At 46.3% G+C, this 15,982-nt stretch carries 13 protein-coding genes; 2 read left to right on the top strand and 11 right to left on the bottom strand.

Annotated elements, in window-relative coordinates; genetic code table 11:
* Positions 1-82: 82 nt before the first annotated feature.
* Positions 83-1,459, bottom strand: coding sequence for an MATE family efflux transporter (locus tag A596_RS13540; protein WP_459542205.1), 1,377 nt, complete (start codon positions 1,457-1,459; stop codon positions 83-85).
* A 245-nt stretch (positions 1,460-1,704) separates the two neighbouring features.
* Here A596_RS13540 and A596_RS13545 point away from each other — a divergent pair, with 245 nt between their 5' ends.
* Positions 1,705-2,913 carry a DUF418 domain-containing protein gene (locus A596_RS13545; RefSeq protein ID WP_052417507.1) on the top strand — a complete coding sequence of 403 codons (1,209 nt, stop codon included), beginning with the start codon at positions 1,705-1,707 and terminating at the stop codon, positions 2,911-2,913.
* A gap of 53 nt (positions 2,914-2,966) precedes the next feature.
* On the opposite strand, the gene A596_RS13550 is transcribed toward A596_RS13545, so the two are convergent.
* From A596_RS13550 to A596_RS13585, 8 genes are all read right to left on the bottom strand, one after another.
* Positions 2,967-4,664 (bottom strand): NHL repeat-containing protein, encoded by a 1,698-nt coding sequence (locus tag A596_RS13550; RefSeq protein ID WP_039915753.1) that lies wholly within the window; start codon positions 4,662-4,664, stop codon positions 2,967-2,969.
* Positions 4,665-4,683: 19 nt separating this feature from the next.
* Positions 4,684-7,077 carry a penicillin-binding protein 1C gene (pbpC, locus tag A596_RS13555; protein ID WP_039915754.1) on the bottom strand — a complete coding sequence of 798 codons (2,394 nt, stop codon included), beginning with the start codon at positions 7,075-7,077 and terminating at the stop codon, positions 4,684-4,686.
* A 28-nt stretch (positions 7,078-7,105) separates the two neighbouring features.
* Entirely contained in the window at positions 7,106-8,311 is a 1,206-nt protein-coding gene (locus tag A596_RS13560) for a heme biosynthesis protein HemY (protein ID WP_039915755.1), read from the bottom strand.
* On the bottom strand, positions 8,308-9,435 hold the full coding sequence (locus tag A596_RS13565; protein WP_039915757.1) for a uroporphyrinogen-III C-methyltransferase: 1,128 nt from the start codon (positions 9,433-9,435) through the stop codon (positions 8,308-8,310). The genes A596_RS13560 and A596_RS13565 overlap by 4 nt, the downstream gene beginning before the upstream one ends.
* Before the next feature lie 30 nt (positions 9,436-9,465).
* Positions 9,466-10,275, bottom strand: a complete 810-nt coding sequence (locus tag A596_RS13570) for a uroporphyrinogen-III synthase (protein ID WP_039915759.1) — start codon at positions 10,273-10,275, stop codon at positions 9,466-9,468.
* Positions 10,276-10,278: 3 nt separating this feature from the next.
* Positions 10,279-11,220, bottom strand: coding sequence for a hydroxymethylbilane synthase (hemC, locus tag A596_RS13575; protein WP_152600183.1), 942 nt, complete (start codon positions 11,218-11,220; stop codon positions 10,279-10,281).
* A gap of 139 nt (positions 11,221-11,359) precedes the next feature.
* Positions 11,360-12,805: a high affinity choline transporter 1 gene (locus tag A596_RS13580; RefSeq protein WP_039915762.1), complete on the bottom strand. Its 1,446-nt coding sequence runs from the start codon at positions 12,803-12,805 to the stop codon at positions 11,360-11,362.
* Positions 12,806-13,126: 321 nt separating this feature from the next.
* Complete coding sequence (locus A596_RS13585) at positions 13,127-13,444, bottom strand: hypothetical protein (RefSeq protein ID WP_039915763.1); 318 nt, start codon at positions 13,442-13,444, stop codon at positions 13,127-13,129.
* 298 nt (positions 13,445-13,742) lie between these two features.
* Between A596_RS13585 and A596_RS13590 the strand changes: the two genes are divergently transcribed.
* On the top strand, positions 13,743-14,066 hold the full coding sequence (locus A596_RS13590) for a hypothetical protein (protein WP_039915765.1): 324 nt from the start codon (positions 13,743-13,745) through the stop codon (positions 14,064-14,066).
* A gap of 70 nt (positions 14,067-14,136) precedes the next feature.
* Here the strand turns inward: A596_RS13590 and A596_RS13595 are convergent, their stop codons facing one another.
* Both A596_RS13595 and A596_RS13600 read right to left on the bottom strand, forming a co-directional pair.
* Positions 14,137-14,475 (bottom strand): P-II family nitrogen regulator, encoded by a 339-nt coding sequence (locus tag A596_RS13595; RefSeq protein WP_007639554.1) that lies wholly within the window; start codon positions 14,473-14,475, stop codon positions 14,137-14,139.
* Between the two features lie 193 nt (positions 14,476-14,668).
* Complete coding sequence (locus A596_RS13600) at positions 14,669-15,934, bottom strand: ammonium transporter (RefSeq protein WP_039915767.1); 1,266 nt, start codon at positions 15,932-15,934, stop codon at positions 14,669-14,671.
* Between the last annotated feature and the right edge of the window lie 48 nt (positions 15,935-15,982).

The raw sequence follows: 15,982 nt of genomic DNA on the forward strand, positions 1-15,982 counted from the left end.
TGTCTTACTTTGATGGGTTGTTAGTCACTATGCTTGTTACATCTGCCATCGGCTGGGCAGCAGGAATTACATTCCCGATAAATTACCTTGTCAAATTTCTCATCCACTTCTTACTACCAATACGACGAATTACCGGGATAAATTTCAAGCCATCTTCCAAAAACATCAACGCATAGATATACACAAAAGAAATTTTTGCAAGAAATACCGTTGCGATATAAATAGGCAAACCAAATACCCACATCACAATGGTATCGGTAATCAGTGTAAAGCGATTATCGCCACCCGCGCGCAACACCCCGATAATGCGCATCATATTGATTACCTTGACCCATACCAGCAGGCAAAATACACCGAGGGTATTTAATAATAAATCAGTAGAGTTTTCATCCAGCTGATCAAATATCGTTAATACCAAGGGCCGCGCAAACCACAGCGACGAACAAAAAATAATGAGCAAGATAACGGTGAGCCGATCAAAAAATTTATGCAGGTGCCATGCGGTATCATTATTACCTGCGCCCAATTCGCGGCCAATTAATACTGCCGATGCGTTGGCAAAGCCGACAAATAACGCAAAAAACGCACTTTCAATAGGTACTATCACACCCATTACTGCTAACGCATTCGTACCGGCGTAACCAGTCGTTAAATGATAGGTAGAATTGCCCACAGCCCAAATTGCGTAATTTGCTACCAGCGGCATTGAAAAAGCGAGGTAACGATTAATCTGGGTTTTATCCAACCCCATACGCAATTGCGCAAGGCTCAACGCAAAACCATGTTTGCGTGCATAGACCCAACCCACTACGATGAGCAATTGCAAAATACGCGCAGACAATGTTGCCCAGGCCGCTCCCGCAACACCCAACGCGGGAAATCCCCAATTGCCCTCAATCAACGCATAATTCCCTACAATATTTAATGCCGCTGCAAATACGCCAGCCACTAATGGCATAGTGGTACTACCCAGTGCACGCAGGGATGCTTCGTAGATAACAATCCATTGGGTCAACAATAATACCGGTGCAGTGATAATTAAAAATTGCGCAGCAAGTTTTACCACGTCCGGGTCCGGGTTGACCCAGCTCACCCATATATTGGAAGCAAAACCAAAAGCCAGCGTAAATGGCAACATCACCACTGTTCCCACCAGGAGCGTCACTGCAAGTGTGCGCTGGCAGCTGGCAAAATCTTTTGCACCGGTATACTGCGCGATCAAAATACTACAGCCCGTTGCAAGGCCGCTCATTAATACCAGTAATAAAAAATGGATTTTTGCAGCGAGGCCAACTGCCGCAATGGCAGTTGCCCCCAATCCTCCAACCATAATCACATCGGCCATGCCCAATAACGATTGCAACAACATTTGTGCTGCAACCGGCAACGACAATAAAAGTACGCTACGCGAGAACGCCCGTTTATCATTCATGGAAATAGGTTCGGGGGTAGCAACCACGGAGAGCTCCGGCAAGAAAGAGAATGGATCATTATAGGGTTTATTTAGCAAGAACAATTGTTAAAAAGTGGTAAGGGACGGGGTTCACTTTACGCAATTGCGCAAACCGGATACTGAATATCCAATAACGCACAAAAGTGATAAGCGTTCGCACCGGCATTCGAACGATTTAACAATTCTTAAGCAAGCAAAATAATAAATCTCGCTAAACTCCACCAATAATATTAATTATCCGGAACGCTTCCATGCCAAACACTGCTACGCCTGAACCGGCACTCACTACATCCATCCCCCGCAGAATTGAATTGGTCGACGCAATACGCGGCTTTGCACTGATGGGAATTTGCCTCGTCCATTTTATGGAATATTTTGAACTGTATTGGATTAACCAGGACCCAACGCTGCTACACAATATTGTTTTCTTTTTATTTGCCGGCAAAGCCTATGCAATCTTTGCACTGATGTTTGGCTTAAGTTTTTTTATTATTATGGATAACCAGGCGCGCAAAGGCGTGAATTTTAGTTACCGTTTTGCGTGGCGCCTGGTGATTTTATTAATGATCGGTTATATCCACACACTATTGTATCTCGGCGATATCCTATCAGTGCTCGGCATTATTGGATTAAGTTTGCTGTTCGTGCAAAAACTCAATAATCGCTGGTTGCTCATCGCTGCGGCACTCTGCCTGGTGCAATTACCCTTTTACTACCAGTTCTATGCCGCATTGAATAATTGGCCCGGAGCCAATGACGCACCGGTGCATTGGACAGCATTTCCGGAAGTTTATGGTGCAATTGCCAAAGCAACAACGTTCTCCGAATTGATTGCAATAAACAGCTGGGATGGCCTGGCCGCCAAATGGTTGTTCTTTGTAGAGTCAGGGCGCGGCATTCAATTAGTGGGATTATTTATTACTGGCTTGATCCTGGGGCGCATCGGTTTTTTCACACAAGTCGAACGCTTTGCCAAAACGCGTGTTATTGCACTGGTCATCGCATTGGCTGCAGCAACGCTGTTCTATTTCCTTGATGATTACATCAAACAATTGCCTGCCACTATTTTGCAGGAAAAAGGCATGGCAAAAATGTACCTGGAACAAATCATCGGTTCTTATTTAAGTACAGCGATTATGGCATCCATCCTGTTGTTATTTATCCAACTGTATTTATGGCGACCGGCCACAAAGACGCTGAACCTGCTTGCACCCTGTGGTCGAATCAGCTTGAGTATTTATTTAGTACAGGCAGTTGTGGGGATTCCAATATTCTATTCCATCGGTCTGGGCGGATATTTGACCCTGGGCCAAACCAACAGCCTTTTACTCGGCATCGCTTTCTATGGACTATTAATAGCCATCGCGCATTGGTGGGTAAAACGTTTTTATTATGGGCCCGTTGAATGGGTATGGCGTAGTGCTACTTATATGACGACAAAGGTTCCCTTCAAGCGCTAACAGACTCTGTGTGACGTGCGCAACCTTGTTCATAACAAGGTTGCTAGCAGTGCTTATATTTTTTGAAATATAAACGCAACAACAAAACAGACCACAACCAGCACCGTTACCTTCATCATTTTCTCCGGGCTGTGCCATTGATACTTTAGCATAGCAATTTTGCTCACTTTATTTTTCTCCTCAAAAAAAGGAACAGCAAACGCCATAATTTCCTGATGAGGAAAGAAACCGCCCCTGGCGTTTTGTCGGAATGGGACAACCACTTTATCTACTTTAAATGCGTAATCGTTCCACACCAAATGGTCGTAGTATTGGCTGTAAGATATTTTTTTATGGTCAATAAGTTCAATCCTGTCCTGAAAAATACCCAAGCGCCAACGCGTTGCCTGCATGTAAGGAATTGAAAAAATAATAAGCGTGCCCAGTACACTAATATGGGGAATGTGATGCGCTACCGCTCGCGGGTTTAACCAGAAAAGTACAGCCATGCATAAAACCACCATCACTACCAGCACAGGTGTGAACATAGCTGATCTGCGCAAGGTCGGTTTTACGTCCAACCATATTCCCCTTTCGCCAATCTCTTTGAAGGCCTGTAGTTTTTGTTGCTGCATAGATATTTTTTGTAACCCATGCCGAGAGCGAAAATGATCAATAATCGCCGCAATAAAACCAAGCACTAAAAAAAGTGCAAATACGATAATGGAATTATCTTGCAGGTTTTTCCACATCCTGGCTTCCTTTGCATTTTTTATAAAAGTGTTATTGGCACCAGCAATGGTAACTGAACCTAAAAAATCACCTGTGGTAGAAAATTGATGCAATTGATAAAGCGCCATATCCACCACTAACACTTTATTGTCAAATGCCAGTATCGAAATCGGATCAGCATCCTCGGGCAATTTCAATTCTCGATCAAATTTTCCGGCAATGTTGTAAAGTGCCAATCGGCTATTGGCAAGATTGTCATCTCCAACCAATACCCAATAAGTATTTTTCTCCCAGACCACATCCACTGGCCAGGAATATGTTTGTTGTTTTCCTTTGTTAAACCAATCAGATAAGGAATCCAAGCCAACGGGTATTTTCCTGGTTTCAGCACCGAATTCATTCACAGAACTTTTTATTATTTTCAGGACGTGATGATTGGTATCTGCCAGCACCAGATTTTTTCCTTGCGGCACTAATTGGTTGGGAAAACGAAAACCGGTTTTGTTGGCAAGAATATTTCCGTCTTTATCCAATAACCAGAGTTGGTGCCGGGATGTATCCGCGAGATAAACCTGGTCCTGTTCATCAATATAAAGACGGAAAGTTCGATTGATTGCAGGCAAATTTTTCCCGAACGGTACACAAGTGAGCGATTCCGTATTACAGCGATAAAGCTTGCCTTCACCATCAGTTTTGCGGTTCGTAGACCGGCTTAAAACTGCAAGCTTTTGCGCAATGCGTTGTGGCTGCTGGTCCAGCGCCAACAGTAAATCGCCATTGGCAAAAAAATCGATATCGCCAGTAAACGACTGCTGGCCAAAAGTGCCTAATGATAGCTCGCGCTCAACAGAAAAATGTTTATTGATCCATAACAATTTATTTCCGTACTGCACAACAAAACTATCATCATCAACTTTTTTTGCCAAACCGAACTTGTCCAGCTGTAACCATTGCTGCCCAGCCCAAATATAGAGAGCAATTAGCCCACCAAAGAATGCAATAACAAGCGTGGCAACGATTGGATTAACGGATTTCTGCATAGTTTACTCCCTGATTAAATTATTCTGTTCCTATCACACTGAAACGCCGCTCCAGTTTATAGCCATTTTTATCGATTACCAACAGCCTGTGTATGCCAGGTTCCAGCGACGCCTCACGCTCATGAAATACTTTGGTCTCACCCAGAAATGCATCGTCCAAATGCCAATAGAGTGTTGCAGCTGCATCGCGATGTACAGCTTTGAATATTACCCGACTGCGTTTGCCATCCAGGTCAACGGGGATATAAATCCGGCTTTGTGCTTGTGGATAAATTAATTCCATTGGATTGTCATCATCCATTTGTGCGGAATCAGCCAAACAATCTCGTCGCCAGGGTGGCAATGGGCGATATTCACTGTGATGTTGCCGCCAATAAAATTCTTGCGTGGGCGGTAACAAAAACCAATTTTCAGTTTGCATATTACTCACGGTTTCACAGCGATTATGAACGCGGAATTGCTCATTACGATCTACATTGATTACACGATGGTAAGGGGTAATTTTTTCAAAATGACTGGAGCGAGGAATTTCCATATCCACTGCTTCACATTGGCCGCCGGCCAGATAACCATCATCCTTGCATACGGAAATGGTTTTTAATGCATGTGCCGGTTTTGCAAACCAGTTTACATTCGGTAATGCATCGAACACATCAAACAAAATGGGTGCAGCACTGCTTTGCCCGCTAATAAAAGTTGCCGGTTCTCCACCGGCATTTCCCACCCAAACACCGAGAGTGTAACGACCATTACTGCCAATCGCCCATGCATCGCGCAAGCCATAACTGGTTCCGGTTTTCCAAGCAATCGTTTGACTGCCGGCGAAATCGCGCCAGTAATTATCATTACCCGGACGAGCAACTTCGATTAGCGCTTGCAAGGTTAACCATGCAGCACCCTGATTAAAAACGGGTTTAACGTGGCTCAATTCTGAATTATTTTCTGTGAGTAATAATTGCGTGGCCGGTTGATTAATATCACCGTCGCGCGCGGTGGCCGTGAGACGCGCATAAATATTGGTTAACTCCCACAGCGAACCTTCAGCACCGCCCAGAATTAATGTCAACCCATAATCATCGGCGGGGCGAAACAAACTGGTCATACCCATTGCCTGTAATTTTTCCTGGAAACGACCGATGCCATAATCGCGCAACATACGCACGGCGGGGATATTTAAGGAATGCGCCAACGCAAATTGCGCCGGCACTGCGCCACGAAAAGTTCGGTCATAATTTCGTGGGCTGTAACCATTAATTTGCGTGGGAATATCTGCAATTAAACTGGTGGGTGCCAGTTCACCTTCCTGTAACATCAAACCATACAATAGGGGTTTTAAAATACTGCCCGTAGAACGCGGACGTTGAACAATATCGACATTCGGTGCTGCATTCGTTTTATTCTGGAAAGCTTCGTTGCCAATGTACGCCATGGTTTGCATACTCTGATGATCAACCAACACCAATGCGATATTATTGACACCTTCATTTGCCAACCGGTTGCTATGGCGTTGCGCAATCTGGCCAATCAATTGTTGTAACGATAAATCGATAGTGGAAGTAAAAACTTTTTGCTCGGGAAATGTTTTCTTTAATGTGGAAAGCAGATGCGGTGCAAGTTGTGGCAGCACTTGCGGCCTTTCCGGAAGCGGTTCCAGTAATGCCAACTGCAAATCCAGGTCGGAAAAATAATGTTGTCCATGCAATCGATGCAATAAACGATTGCGCTTTTGCAACAATAAATCGCGCTGCCGGCCGGGGTGAATTAACGCCGGGCTGTTAGGCAATACCGCTAATAATGCAGATTCCGACCAGGATAAATATTCCGGGGAACGCCCGAAGTAACGCCATGCTGCCGCGCGGATTCCAATAATATTGCCACCGTAAGGTGCGTGGCTGGTGTAATGGATTAACAATTCATCTTTAGTGAAATGCCATTCCAATTGCAACGCAAGTACAGCCTCCCTGATTTTATTGTCGAGTGTGCGCCCGCTGTTTTTTTCATCCAGGCGGTAGGTTTCTTGTCGCAACAAGCGCGCGAGCTGCATACTCAAGGTGCTACCGCCACTAGTAATTTTTCCAGCAGAAATATTGCCATACACAGCGCGCGCAATAGCAAAAGGATTTATACCGGGATGCTGGTAAAAATGGCGATCCTCAAATAGCAGCAACGATTTTTTATATTTATCAGGCAATTGTGCCACGGGGGCAAAGCGCCACTGCTGATCAACAGCAATACTGGCACCAAGCAAACTACCATCGCGGGCCAGCAATAAAGAGGCGTAGGGAGTTGAGTGAAGGCTCGCAGGAAGCGGTGACCATTGTAACCAGCCAAAACCAAAACCGATCAACAACAAAAAGCCGGAGAGGAATTTGTGGCGACTTATCCAGACGCGGCTCCATCGCCACAGTTTCATAATTCAAACCAAAACGGTTAGCTGAAAATTATTTATGTTCAACCAACAATAAACTTTGCTGGTAATATTCGGCGCTTTTTTTATGATCGCCCAACTTCGTCATCAGGCGCGCCAATTCTGCGGTAGTTTCCAACTGTTGTTTTTGATTAAGGCTGCGCTGGAAATATTCGCGCGCCAGTTCCCATTGCTGGTTGCGTTCCATCAACCGCCCCATCGTTAACAACAAGGTGGCATCCTGCGGCCGGCTTTTCAGCCAGGATTCTACGGTGCGCAATTGTGTGTGGATTTCTTTGACCTGCAAGCGGCCATAAAGCGCTACTAATGGATCGTACCATTGATTACCCAGGGCTTTGCGAATAATAACTTCCGCTTCCTGATCCTGGTAATTTTCAGCCAGTGCGCGCGCATAAGCAAAAATAACTTCCGGCGATTTTTGCAAGCTGCGGGAGAAAGATTTCCACAATTTTTGCAATGTAGGCAAACGTTCGGCAATTAATAGCGCTTTGGTTTGCGCTGAATGGACGTGCATTTTTTCCGTCGCCAATAAAATTTCCAACGCATCAAACTCTACGTTAGATAACACCTTGGCTTTACGCATCAATGGAAATAACTCTTCCAGTGCGCGCCAGTTTTTTTGCGCAATATAAATGTGGTGCATTAAATCCAACACTGCCGGTTGACGTGGCATTTTGATATCAATTGGCTTGAGGATATTAATTGCTTCATCATAACGACCTGCCTGCACATGCAAGCGCGCCCGGATTAATGCAACCGGCAGCTCGCTGTTGGAAACGGCCAGTGCTTTTTCCAGGATATTTTCTGCTTCAGCTTCATCACCCATTTCAAAACTGCTGCGCGCAGCGGCGAGATAGTTGGCCAACGGGTATTCCACTTTATCGAGTGTGCGGGTTAATTTTTTACGCGCCTCAAACCAGTCGCCAGTCAGGTAATCCACCATGCCGGTTGCAGCACGTTTTTGTGCGCGTTCAACTGAGCCAAACAAAAATATTTCACGGAAACGGCGCGCCATTTCGACACCACCCGCAAGGACTTTTCGCAATAACCAGATGCAAGTCCAGATAATCACAATGACGATTGCGGCAACCCACAGTGTCATCTCAATGGTTTTTGTACCATAGGAAATCAACAAGTACCCATCGCCGCGCACCAATAAGAAAACGACGGCGGCAACAATCAACAAAAATAAAATGGCTTTTATCAAGCGACGCTTCATTGGCGTACCCCGCGACGGGCCGCAGCCATTTTTTCACGCTTGGCGATGTAATCCGCCAGCGCCGATGCGCTGTTACTGAAATTCGTTAATTCGGGGGAAATTTCTTCTTGCTGCAAGGATTGCAATTCTTCCAGCACCGCTTTGGCTTTCTCATTTAACGCGTAATATTGGTTGATCCAGTTTTGTGCTTTTACCAGGCTCTCCTGATAAATACCTTTTTCATTACGCAACAACGCAACTTGCGCTTGCTCCAGCATCAAACGCAAATTTTGCTGCAGGAATTTTTGTTCATCCGGTGGTAGCACCGCATTAATGGTTTTGCCGTGGTCGCGCACCCGCACATATGAACCGAGCTTATGCAGTAGTGCATAAAAGTGGCGAGTGATTTTCTGTTTGAACGTTTCATCTTCAGGGATAGGTTCTTCAGCCAATAAGTCTTGCTCCTGACCTAAAGGTTCGATAAAAGGTATTCCATCCACTTGGGTAGATAATGCCGAAAGGCGTAAAAATATGCCTTCGCGATCAATCACCCCGGCAAGTTTTAACACGGCGATTTCTTCCGTGAGTAATTTGCGCACGCCCATCAAATCAGCTTCATCAATTTCGCGCAGTACATCATCGGCAGAAAGCGCTAACGCCAATGCGTTCTGGCTATCTTTTTCCAGGAGAATGCGTTGGTCCGCCAGGCGCAATAAATATTGCGCTTCCTGCAATTTCCATTCATCACGGTTAACGCTGGACAGTGATAGCAAACGCGCATTGTTGCTATCCAGTTGCTCAGCCAGATCATTCAAATTGGCTTGTACATTATTTTGTTGCTCAACCAATTCTTTTTCAAAATCATCTTCCAACGCCTGTTGCTTGGTTTCCAATGTCAACGCATTTTGCTCGACTTGCTCACGCAACGAGCTGATCAATTGTTGCTGCGTTTCCATATAGCGCCATGCGAACACAGCGCTGGCTCCCACTGCCACTACCAATAAAATAATGAACAACCAGATTAGCGAAAAAACACCGGCATAGGATTTTGCCGGAGCAACCGGTGCAATATAAGGCACGTGCTGTGGCTGCACTGGCGTTTGGTTTACAGGTGGGGTCGTCGATGCAGATATTGGGTCAGTCACGCTGAAATCCTATAAGGCTTGAACCGTTGATTAATGATTGCGGGCAAAACGTATAAGTGCAGCAGTCATAGCCGGATCAGTGGCATTTTCTGCACAAATTGTGTTGTTAAATCCCGCTGTTTGCGCGGCCATTGCAATCCGTTGGCTAGGGACCAACAATGGCAATGCGCGCAATTTTTCCTGATGCTGGGTCGGATAATTGTTGATTAATCCGAGCAGGTTTTCCAAACTCTCACCACTGTGCACACTCAGTAAAAATTGTTGCGTCTGTTCAATATCGTTGCAAAGTGTGCGCAGCTGTTCGTCCGCATGCGAGGGTAAGCGTCGCTCATACAGCTCGCAGTAATCTACCCAGGCGCCGCGTTTGCGCAACTCTTCAGCCATATGGCCACGCCCGCCACAGCCGCGAAAAATAATTATTTTTTCGCCGTCCACCTGCTGTAATCCCGGTGAACGTAATAAATCTTCACTGGTCATACCACCGTTGTCGCTCACTGCAAGATCAGTTACTGCAATATCATAGTCAGACAGTTTTTTTGCAGTGGTAGCGCCCACGGCAAAATAATCAATGCCGATGGGTAATTGCGGCCAGTATTCATCCAGCCATTGCATGCCAAATTCAACCGCATTCTGGCTGACAAAAATCGCTTTCTGGTACAGGTCAAAATCCAGAATTTTGTTTTTTATCGCGCGAATTTTTTCATCGCTACTGACTGGAACGATTTCCAGCAAGTTCAATTTGGTCGTGGTAAAACCTTGCGCTTCCAGTTGCTGTGCCCAGCTATTTGCTTGCGCTTCCGGGCGCGTGATGACGACACGGAATGGTAATGAGTCGCTCATAAATTATTCCGCGCTCGCATAAACCTCGGCGAGGATTTTATCGGCGCCGGCGGCGAGTAAACGTTCCGCTAATTCGATACCAATTTTTTCTGCATCCGTAACCGGCCCGCTGATTTCGTCAAATAACATCTCGCTACCATCGGGTGCCCCCACCAAACCGCGTAGCCACAATTGATTATCGCGATGAATAGCATAGCAGGCTATAGGCACCTGGCAGCCACCTTGCAAACGGCGATTCATGGCACGCTCAGCCAATACTTGTTCCGCAGTTGTTTGGTGGTGCAAGGGTTTTAACAAGGCGATTGTTGCTGCATCATCAATACGACACTCAATACCCACTGCTCCCTGACCACCGGCAGGCAAACTTTGTTCCGGGGTAATGTAAGCCCGGATGCGCTCTTTTAATTCCAGGCGAATCAATCCGGCGGCAGCGAGAATAATTGCATCATATTCACCATCATCCAGTTTTTGCAGGCGTGTCTGCACATTGCCGCGCAGGAATTTTACGTGCAGGTCCGGACGGCTGGCCAACAACTGGCATTGGCGACGCAAGCTGGACGTACCAATCACCCCGCCAGCGGGAATTTCATCGAGCGAGTTGTAGCGATTGGAGACAAACGCATCGCGCGCATCTTCGCGCGGGCAAATTACTGACAAGCCCAAGCCCTCGGGAAACTCCATGGGAACATCTTTCATGGAATGCACAGCAATATCGGCTTCACCGGCTAATAACGCTTGCTCCAGCTCTTTCACAAACAAACCTTTACCACCGACTTTAGCCAGGGGAACATCGAGAATTTTGTCACCGCGGCTGGTGAGTGGAACCAACTCAATAACCAAGCCGGGATGGTGTTTCTCCAATTCGGCTTTGACATATTCGGCCTGCCAGAGGGCGAGCAAACTTTTACGGGTGGCGATACGGAGCAGCGAGCGATTAGCAGACATGGATTCCAACATTCGGCAATGAATTCAGGGTGGAATCATACCATTGGAGTTGCATGCATAGGGATAGCAAACGGGAGGATGAGACGGCGTGGTAGTTTTTCACCAATCCGGCACCCGCCGGATTGGTAAACCTGGGTCATTAATTCGAAATATTGAGCTTGTAATGCTCGCCACCGACATTGGAAATCATTTGTTTGCCCAATGAGCCAACAATCATTCCTGTCGCTGCCGCCAATAACCCGGCCAGTTGCGCGGGGAATATTTCGCCAGCGGGAGTAAAGGTGAAGAATAACCAGACACTTAAACCGGCGCCGATAGAGAACAATGCACCTTGTGTAGTGGCGCGCTTCCAATATAAGCCGGACACCAGCGGCACAAATGCACCTACCAGTGGAACCTGGTAAGCACCGGATACCAAGTCATAAATGGAGGTACCTTCGAGGGCTACCGAATAAGTACAGACGCAAATACCAAAGATCAATACTGAAATACGCATATTGCGCAATTCAGTTTTGTCATCGGCGCGCGGCACAAATTGATGCCAGATGTTTTCAATAAAAGTGACTGAGGGTGCCAGCAACGTCGCCGATGCGGTCGACATCAATGCCGATAACAAAGCACCGAAGAACAGCACCTGCATGACAAACGGCATATGTTCCATCACTAATGTAGGCAGCACTTTTTGCGGATCATCAGCGATTAATTGCTGGGCTTGCTCCGGCATGATGATCAGTGCACTTAGTACCAGGAACATCGGGACAAACGCGAAAATGATGTAGCAGGTACCACCGATAATCGGGCCGCGCACCGCTGCTTTTTCGTTTTTAGCAGACATCACCCGTTGGAATACATCCTGTTGGGGAATAGAACCGAACATCAAGGTAATTGCAGCACCGATAAAAAACAGGATTTCATGGAAGTCTGGTGGGGGCAGGAAATTGAATAAATCTTTTTCACTCGCAAGGCTGATCACTTTGTCAGCGCCGCCGGCAAGATCAGCAGCGTACATTGCAATCACCGAAAGGCCAAGCACCAGCACTATAATCTGTACGAGGTCAGTGACGGCAATCGACCACATACCCCCCAGCAAAGTGTAAGTAGTGATGATTAATGTGCCCAACATCATGCCGGTGGTTACATCCAATGCACCGCCAGTGAGCAGGTTAAATACCAGCCCCAGGGCTGTTACCTGGGCAGCAACCCAACCGAGATAACTCAGGATAATCATCAATGAACACAGAAGTTCTACTTTGCGACCATAGCGCTCGCGATAATAATCGCTGATAGTCAATAACATCATCTTGTAAAGTTTGGCGGCGAAAAACAGCCCCACCAAAATCAGGCACATACCGGCACCGAAAGGATCTTCTACAACACCATTCAAACCGGATTCTACGAATCGCGCTGGAATACCCATAATGGTTTCCGCACCAAACCAGGTGGCAAATGTAGTAGTCACTACCATGATGAGCGGCAGATGGCGACCGGCAACCACGAAGTCGGCAGTTCCTTTTACCCGTCTGGAGGCCCAGAGACCTATAGAGACAGTAACTGCCAAATACATGAAGACAAGCGTCAAGAGCATGGTTTCACCTTTATCATTTGTTGTTTTTACCTTTGGAAATTTTGAAAACGTAAATCCAGACTGGCTGACGTCCTTTTGCCCTGACCACCCCAGCTGTCACACACCAGTAATGTTTGATCCGGACGGCATTCTATTGCATTTTGATAGCAATTAGCTTGCCTAATTAAAGGCCAATTACTAATGATTCCAAACATAAAAAAACCCCGCCTAACGGCAGGGTTTTTTTGAATCGCAACATAGGAATAGCAAACTAATTCCCGTACATTTCTACATTAACGCAGGATGCCGGGTGGGCCCGAACAAGGATAACCCCATCAGGTTTTATATAGGGCGACCACCATAATCCGGTGTTGGCTTTTTCGGTGGGTCCGCCGTTACATTAGGTGCAACTTCATTAATTTTGCCACCGCGGGCCAAAAAAGCAGCAATCTGATCTTCAATTTCGTCCCGCACTTTTTGGCGCGATGCAATACTAAAGTCCTCTAACGCTTCTGATTCCGCTGCTGCAGCTTTACTTGAGGAACCGGAAAAACTGGCATCATCACTATCACCAGGCTCATCAGCCTCGTCGGCGTCCTCTTCCCCTTCTACGCCAGCATCGTCTAATTCTTCGTCGTTAATGGGGTCTTCATCAGTCATAATGTCACCTGAAAACTTGTACAATGAAATTCTCTTATTCTTGGCCCCAACAAAAATTACCTGTTTGATGGGAGACTCCGGCTAATTTATAGCGCAGACTCTTTTAATCGTCATGATGATTAATGATGCTTTTTTAGGCTTTTTTTGCCTTACTATGGGCCAGTGCGGCGGATTTTAGTTATTAACAATCAGCAAGTCTAGCATTGGAATCAGGTGATAATAAAAGTAACCAAAACATTACCTGATCCCACTTAACACAATAATTAAAGACATCAAGACCAGGCATTTTGCAACAATCATGAACACAAAAAAACTGGCTAAATATTTTCCGGAAGTTGCACACCTTCCACCACACCAACAGCAATCATTGCTGAGCAAAGCCTATGCCGATGCAATCGCACGAGAAAATAAAACACGTCATTGGAACAATACTTTGGTTACCGTTTTATTGCTGACAACACTTTGTTTTTTAATTGTGCTACTCGTTCGACAAATGTTGAATATGTCACCCGTAACCAGCGCAATATTGTTGTTACTGCTTGCATTCCCCAGCTATTTATTGGTGCAACAACAACGTATGATCCGGCAAATACGCATCAGCTTGCAAAAATTTTTACCATAAAAAAACGCCACTGGAAAGTGACGTTTTTATTGCTCCGCGCTACCCGAAAGCCCCGCAGGATTAAATCAACTTACACAGCGTCAGAGCCGGTTTCGCCGGTGCGAATGCGGATAATTTCATCCAATGGTGCGATGAAAATTTTACCATCGCCAATTTTTCCGGTTTGCGCAGCCTTGGTAATTGCCTCTACCGCTTGCTCAACCATTGAGTCGTCCACAGCCAGCTCAATTTTAACTTTGGGCAGAAAATCAACAACGTATTCAGCACCACGATAAAGTTCGGTGTGACCTTTCTGGCGACCAAAGCCTTTTACTTCGGTCACAGTCATACCCTGAACACCTACATCTGATAATGCAGTGCGCACATCATCAAGTTTGAACGGTTTTACAACGGCAGTAATCAGTTTCATTATTAATTCCTTTGCTGGAGTCTTAAGGAGGCGGCGCTGGAAAATCTTGCCAATCAGATACCTGGCTCGACCCCAACAACTTGGAGTTAAAGATACACCCAAGCTTCGCCCATCAACAACAACTTTGTAATAAATTGGTTTAGGGAGGCCAGCATCTGCAACGCAGGCTCACTGGCCGGTTTTTGTCTAACAATTACTTGTTGGTAAATTCAGGATAGGCTTCCATACCACACTCAGCCAAATCCACTCCTTCAAATTCTTCCTCTTCGGATACACGTATACCCATCACACGTTTAATGACAAACCAGGCAAGGTAGCTGGTAATAAATACCCATCCGAAAATTGTCACGGCGCCAATTAGCTGCCCGAGAAAACTGGTCCCGGTTGCGGTGAATGGCACCACCAATAAACCGTACAGGCCAGCTCCACCATGGACAGAAATTGCACCGACAGGATCATCAATACGCAACCTGTCCAACCCGAGAATACAGAACACCACAATAGCGCCGGCGATCAGGCCGATAAACACAGAACCCATTGCGCTCGGTGTATCAGGGCTTGCGGTAATTGCCACCAGGCCTCCGAGTGCACCATTAAGGATCATGGTGAGATCGGCTTTGCCAAATAGTACACGCGCAATAATTAACGCCCCGATCAAACCACCCGCTGCCGATGCATTGGTATTCACAAATACCATCGCGATAGTGTTGGCGCTGGTGATATCGCCTAGCTTGAGTACCGAGCCGCCGTTGAAACCAAACCACCCGAACCAGAGGATAATTGCTCCAAGGGTTGCGATTGGCAGATTTGCACCGGGGATCGCATGAACCTCACCGTCAGGACCGTATTTACCTTTGCGTGCACCGAGGAGTAAAACTCCCGATAGCGCCGCTGCCGCACCCGTCAAATGCACAACACCGGAACCGGCAAAATCCTTAAAGCCAAATTGATCATCCAGATTCAAACCGAAGACACCCGCTGAACCCCACACCCATGATCCCTCTACCGGATAAATACAACCAACCATGATGAGAGAGAACAACAAAAACGCCCAAAGTTTCATTCGCTCGGCAACAGCACCTGACACGATCGACATACAGGTTGCAGCAAACACGACTTGAAAGAAAAAATTCGCTGCCGGTGAAAAAATCGCACCGCCACTAAAACCACCTTCACGCTCGGTAAAACTTTTCAGGGTTTGGTCGACATCAATTGCACCAATTCCCGTTACAAAAAATTTGTCGCCGTACATGATCGCAAAACCGCACACCAGATACATCACACTGGCAGTGGCATAAAGCACGATGTTTTTGGTTAGTATTTCCGCTGTATTTTTAGCGCGTACCAAGCCGGATTCCAGCATGGCAAAACCCGCTGCCATCCACATCACCAACGCGCCACACATCAAAAAGTAAAATGTATCGAGCGCATATTGGAGGTGATAAATGTTTTCTTCCATCAGCAGTTCCCCGTTACCCGAAAAGAAAAAGGCGCCTTGCAGTTAAGC

It is taken from the genome of Cellvibrio mixtus subsp. mixtus J3-8 (assembly GCF_000766945.1).
In the GTDB taxonomy this organism is placed as follows: domain Bacteria; phylum Pseudomonadota; class Gammaproteobacteria; order Pseudomonadales; family Cellvibrionaceae; genus Cellvibrio; species Cellvibrio mixtus_A.

Excerpts from the sequence above, each read along its gene's own strand:
- A596_RS13545 (WP_052417507.1), top strand. The coding sequence starts at position 1,705 with ATGCCAAACACTGCTACGCCTGAACCGGCACTCACTACATCCATCCCC.
- A596_RS13550 (WP_039915753.1), bottom strand. The coding sequence starts at position 4,664 with ATGCAGAAATCCGTTAATCCAATCGTTGCCACGCTTGTTATTGCATTC.
- pbpC (WP_039915754.1), bottom strand. The coding sequence starts at position 7,077 with ATGAAACTGTGGCGATGGAGCCGCGTCTGGATAAGTCGCCACAAATTC.
- A596_RS13560 (WP_039915755.1), bottom strand. The coding sequence starts at position 8,311 with ATGAAGCGTCGCTTGATAAAAGCCATTTTATTTTTGTTGATTGTTGCC.
- A596_RS13570 (WP_039915759.1), bottom strand. The coding sequence starts at position 10,275 with ATGAGCGACTCATTACCATTCCGTGTCGTCATCACGCGCCCGGAAGCG.
- hemC (WP_152600183.1), bottom strand. The coding sequence starts at position 11,220 with ATGTCTGCTAATCGCTCGCTGCTCCGTATCGCCACCCGTAAAAGTTTG.
- A596_RS13580 (WP_039915762.1), bottom strand. The coding sequence starts at position 12,805 with ATGCTCTTGACGCTTGTCTTCATGTATTTGGCAGTTACTGTCTCTATA.
- A596_RS13585 (WP_039915763.1), bottom strand. The coding sequence starts at position 13,444 with ATGACTGATGAAGACCCCATTAACGACGAAGAATTAGACGATGCTGGC.
- A596_RS13590 (WP_039915765.1), top strand. The coding sequence starts at position 13,743 with ATGAACACAAAAAAACTGGCTAAATATTTTCCGGAAGTTGCACACCTT.
- A596_RS13595 (WP_007639554.1), bottom strand. The coding sequence starts at position 14,475 with ATGAAACTGATTACTGCCGTTGTAAAACCGTTCAAACTTGATGATGTG.
- A596_RS13600 (WP_039915767.1), bottom strand. The coding sequence starts at position 15,934 with ATGGAAGAAAACATTTATCACCTCCAATATGCGCTCGATACATTTTAC.